This window comes from Streptomyces sp. NPDC031210 (assembly GCF_055570395.1).
In genome coordinates, this window is sequence record NZ_JBVIHH010000023.1 from 1 (window position 1) to 4230 (window position 4230).

The following is a 4230-nucleotide window of genomic DNA, read 5'->3' on the forward strand; positions in this document are numbered from 1 at the left end:
CCCGGAGAACCGGGCGGCCACTCCTGCGAAGCCACTGAAGGCAAGAACCCATAAGCCACACCCGGCCCTCCCGGGCCAACTAACAACTTACGGAGGACCCATGTCCGATCGCATTACCGACGTATGGGGCCCGCGGGCCCCGTTTGCCGCCGGCGGGCGCTGGCCGGAGCGGGTCGACCAGCATCTGACGGTGGCGGAGTCGGAGGTCGAACGGTGGGTGCCGTCGGCGTGTGTGCTGTGCTCGAACGGCTGCGGTATGGACGTCGCGGTCGCCGGCGGTCGCATCGTCGGCGTCCGGGGACGGGCGGAAGACCGGATCAACCACGGCCGCCTGGGCCCCAAGGGCCTGTTCGGCTGGCAGGCCAACAACTCGCCGGACCGCCTCACCCGGCCGCTGATGCGCGTCGACGGCGAACTGCGGCCCACGGACTGGGACACGGCGATGGGAGCGGTCGTCGAGCGTTCCCATCGGGTGCTCGCCGAACGCGGGCCCCTGGCGATGGCCTTCTACACGTCGGGGCAACTGTTCGCCGAGGAGTACTACGCCCAGACGCTGGTGGCCCGTGGCGGGATCGGCACACCGCACCTGGACGGGAACACCCGGCTGTGCACCGCGACGGCCGAGTGGGCGCTGATCGAGAGTTTCGGCAGCGACGGCAACCCCGGGTCGTACACGGATATCGACGTCTGCGACACGCTGCTGCTCGTCGGGCACAACGTGGCCGAAACGCAGACGGTGTTGTGGGCCCGCATGCTGGACCGCCTGCACGGGCCGGACCGGCCGCGGCTGGTCGTCATCGACCCCCGCACGACCGCGACCGCGGCGCGGGCCGACGTGCATGTGCCGGTCGCCCCGGGCACGAACGTGGCCGTCCTCAACGCGATCCTCCACGAGCTGATCGCGCACGACCGGATCGACCGGGAATTCGTCGAGGCCCGGACCGTGGGCTTCGAGGACCTGGCCGAGGTGGTCGCGCCGTACACGCCGGAGTACGCGGCGGACCTCTGCGAGGTTCCCGCCGAGACCATCCGGCGCGCCGCGCAGGTGATCGGTGCCGCCGAGCGCCTGGTCTCGACCGTGTTGCAGGGCGTCTACCAGTCGCACCAGGCGACCGCGGCGGCCGTGCAGGTCAACAACATCAACCTGGTGCGCGGCATGATCGGCCGACCGGGGCGCACCGTGTTCCAGATGAACGGGCAGCCGACGGCGGAGAACACCCGGGAGACGGGCGCGGACGGGACGCTGCCGGGCCACCGCAACTGGCAGAACGACGCCCACGTGGCGGAGATCGCGCAGGCGTGGAACATCGAGCCGCTGCGCATCCCGCACTGGTCGCCGCCCACCCACGCGATGGAGATCTTCCGCCACTGCGAGGACGGCTCCATCACCTTCCTGTGGGTCACCGGCACCAACCCCGCCGTCTCACTGCCCGAACTGCGGCGCATCCGCTCGGTCCTCGGGCAGGAGCGCCTCTTCCTGGTCGTGTCCGACGCCTTCGCGACCGAGACCACCGCGCTCGCCGATGTGGTGCTGCCGGCCGCGCTGTGGGGCGAGAAGACCGGCTGCTACACCAACGCCGACCGGACCGTCCATCTGTCGGAGAAGGCCGTCGAGCCGCCCGGCCAGGCCCGCTCCGACTTCGAGACGTTCGTGGACTACGCCCACCGGATGGACCTGCGCGACCAGGACGGCGGGCCCCTGATCCGATGGCGGGACCCCGAGGACGCCTGGAACGCGTTCCTCGCCGTGACCCGCGGCCGGCCCTGCGACCAGAGCGCCCTGACGTACGAGCGGCTGCGGGGCGCGGGCGGCATCCAGTGGCCGTGCACACCGCAGGCGCCGGACGGCACGGAGCGCCTCTACGCCGACCACGTCTTCCCGACCGGAGCCGGACACTGCGAGGACTACGGCCATGACCTGGTCACCGGCGCGCAGAACGAGGCGGACGAATACCAGGCGCACGACCCGGCCGGACGCGCCCTGTTGAAGGCCGCGGCGTATCTGCCGCCGCACGAGCCGGTGGACGAGGACTATCCGCTGCGGCTGACCACGGGACGACGGGTCTACCACTGGCATACGCGCACCAAGACGGGCCGCGTGCCGCGCCTGAATGACGCCGCCCCCGACATGTGGGTGGAGCTGCACCCCGACGACGCGGCGGCCGCCGGTGTGCGCGAGGGCGATCCGGTCCGGGTCCGCTCGCGCCGGGGATTCATCCAGGCGCCGGCGGTACTGAGCGGCAAGCGGCCCGGTACCGTGTTCGCCCCGTTCCACTACGGCTACTTCGACACCCCGGACGGCTCGGGCGACGGCCCGCACCACCGGGCGGCCAACGAACTCACCCGCACCGAATGGGATCCGGTGTCCAAGCAGCCGCTGGTCAAGGTGTCCGCCGTGCGGCTGGAGAAGGCCCCCGACGCCACGGGCGGGGCCACGGACACGGACACCCGCGCCGACACCGCCGTCCCCGGGAGCTGAGCATGAACAAGACCGGCATCCTCTTCTCCGAGCTCCACAACGCCGAGACCGACCTCGCCCAGGAGTTCCGGAAGGTCTCCGAACGCCAGGCCGCGGACCACGGCACCCACTATCCGTGCCTGACCCTGGCCCGGCAGTGCGACGCCCGCGCCGAGCGAATCCGCGCCTTCGCCGCCCGCTACGGCAAGGACCTCACCGCCCCGAGGCGCTCGGAGCGGGTGACCGCCGCCATGGCGTCCGTCCGGGAGAAGGGCTCCCAACTCCTGGGCGGCCGACCGGAGTCGGGACTGCTGCTCCTTCGCGACCTGCGCCGGCTGTACGGCATGGCGCAGGCCGCCGACGTGCACTGGATCATGCTGGGCCAGGTGGCACAGGCCCTGCGGGACGAGGACCTGCTGGGCTGCGTCACCACCCTCCACAAGGAGACCCTGACCCAGGTCAAGTGGCTGAAGACACGCATCAAGGAGGCGGCTCCACAGATCCTCGCGGTCGCCGACTGAGCGCGAGGCCGGGACCACCGTGGTCCCGGCCCGCCCTGCTGTGCTTCCGTTCGGCCGCTCCCGCCGCTCCTCGGCCGCCCCGGCCGTCAGCTCTCGGCCAGCATGCCTTCGCGCAGGGTGCCGCAGATGCGGGAGAGGAGGCGGGAGACGTGCATCTGGGAGATGCCGAGCTCCGCGCCGATCTCGGACTGCGTCATCTCCCGGCCGAAGCGAAGTTCCAGAAGCGTGCGCTCGCGGTCGTCGAGCCGCTTCAGCAGCGGCTTGAGCGCCTGGATGTCTTCGGCCAGGGCGAGTGCCGGGTCCTCGTCACCGATCAGGTCGGCGACGAGCCCGGTCTGCTGCTTGCCGGCGCCCTCGGAGCTGATGGGCCGGTCGATCGAATCGGCGTGGTAGCCGTTGCTGGCCACGAGCCCGTCGACGATTTCCTCTTCCGCGAGATCGAGGCGCTTGGCGAGGTCGCCGGCGGTCGGGGCGTGGTTGCCCTCCCCTTCCAACTCCTCCTTGGCGCGGGCGAGGTCGACGCGCAGTTCCTGAAGTCGGCGCGGCACGTGCACGGACCAGGTGGTGTCGCGGAAGAAACGCTTGATCTCGCCGACGATGTACGGCACGGCGAACGTGGTGAACTCGTTCTCCAGCGAAAGGTCGAACCGGTCGATGGCCTTGATCAGGCCGATCGTGCCGACCTGCACGATGTCTTCCATTTCCTGACCGCGGCTGCGGAAACGGCTGGCGGCATACCGCACCAGCGAAAGGTTCATCTCGATGAGCGTATTGCGCACGTACTGATATTCCCTGGTGCCTTCTTCGAGCACGGAGAGTCGCTCGAAGAACACCTTCGAAAGCCGGCGCGCATCGCGCGGTGCGACGCGACGGGCGTCCCCGACCGGCGGCAGGGAATGCTCCGGCCGAGAACCCGGGGCGTCCGCCCGGTCTGCCGCCGTCCGAGCCTGCACCGCTGCCGTCGCCATGTCCTGCTCCCTCCTGCTCGGTGTTCAGTGCGTTGGCCGACGCCTACCCACCTTCACCGCGAAAAACCTTTCCTGCCCAAGGCGTTGACATTTCCCGTAACACAGTCCGGGTGTATGCGGGACCAGGGTTTCGGACTCCTGGGCGGACTTGGCCACCCGGGCCGTACCGGGCGACATCGTGCTGGCGGGGCGGCTTGTTGGGGCCGGCCCCCGCCCCCCCCCAACCCAACGTCCCACCCCCCCCCCCCACTCCCCCCCCCCCCCCCCCCCCCCCCCCCGCGCT

The 4230-nt window shown here is 70.9% G+C and carries 3 protein-coding genes; 2 read left to right on the top strand and 1 reads right to left on the bottom strand.

Annotated features, from left to right (window positions below; genetic code table 11):
• Positions 1-100 precede the first annotated feature (100 nt).
• Positions 101-2479, top strand: coding sequence for a molybdopterin oxidoreductase family protein (locus ACZ45Z_RS30565; protein WP_468369273.1), 2379 nt, complete (start codon positions 101-103; stop codon positions 2477-2479).
• A 2-nt stretch (positions 2480-2481) separates the two neighbouring features.
• Positions 2482-2979 (top strand): hypothetical protein, encoded by a 498-nt coding sequence (locus ACZ45Z_RS30570; RefSeq protein WP_468369276.1) that lies wholly within the window; start codon positions 2482-2484, stop codon positions 2977-2979.
• Positions 2980-3065: 86 nt separating this feature from the next.
• Here the strand turns inward: ACZ45Z_RS30570 and ACZ45Z_RS30575 are convergent, their stop codons facing one another.
• Positions 3066-3947, bottom strand: coding sequence for a SigB/SigF/SigG family RNA polymerase sigma factor (locus ACZ45Z_RS30575; RefSeq protein WP_468369279.1), 882 nt, complete (start codon positions 3945-3947; stop codon positions 3066-3068).
• Between the last annotated feature and the right edge of the window lie 283 nt (positions 3948-4230).

Excerpts from the sequence above, each read along its gene's own strand:
- ACZ45Z_RS30565 (WP_468369273.1), top strand. The coding sequence starts at position 101 with ATGTCCGATCGCATTACCGACGTATGGGGCCCGCGGGCCCCGTTTGCC.
- ACZ45Z_RS30570 (WP_468369276.1), top strand. The coding sequence starts at position 2,482 with ATGAACAAGACCGGCATCCTCTTCTCCGAGCTCCACAACGCCGAGACC.
- ACZ45Z_RS30575 (WP_468369279.1), bottom strand. The coding sequence starts at position 3,947 with ATGGCGACGGCAGCGGTGCAGGCTCGGACGGCGGCAGACCGGGCGGAC.